The sequence below is a fragment of the Streptomyces sp. BE303 genome (assembly GCF_036290945.1).
In the GTDB taxonomy this organism is placed as follows: Bacteria; Actinomycetota; Actinomycetes; order Streptomycetales; family Streptomycetaceae; genus Kitasatospora.
In genome coordinates, this window is sequence record NZ_JAQYWZ010000341.1 from 1 (window position 1) to 390 (window position 390).

Annotated in this window: 1 protein-coding gene and 1 pseudogene; both read left to right on the top strand. The window is 80.5% G+C overall.

Annotated features, from left to right (window positions below; translation table 11 throughout):
- Positions 1-183, top strand: a 183-nt coding sequence (locus PUR56_RS04580) for a hypothetical protein (RefSeq protein WP_329947942.1), incomplete at its 5' end; no start/stop codon positions are given.
- A pseudogene (locus PUR56_RS04585) lies at positions 167-390 on the top strand (hypothetical protein); the annotation flags it as partial. The gene PUR56_RS04580 and the pseudogene PUR56_RS04585, both read left to right, overlap by 17 nt.

The window sequence follows — 390 nt, forward strand, 5'->3', positions numbered from 1 at the left end:
CGCCCGGCCCCGCGGCGGACGTCCGGCCGGGAGCTCGGCCCGGCCGCGGTCGCCGGCGGCGGTCCGCACGCCGCCCCGCGAGCCGGCCAGCGCGGCGCCCCGGAGGACGCCCCGCCCGACCTGCTGGCGCACGTAGCCACCGGCGCCGCGGAGCAGGTAGCCGACGGTGCACCACGCGGGTGACCGCCCTGCCGGCCGGCAGCTGCCCCACCTGAGCGACGACCTCACGCTGATCGCCCCCGAAGTCACGACCGACGCCGTGAAGCACGGCGGCACCCCCGCCCGGGCAGGCCCGGCCCTGTGCGAACCCGGGGCGGGCCGCCGGGTCGTGCGCCTGGAGATCACGGACTCCGGCCCCGGCTTCGACCGCGACCAGCGCATCACCACCGA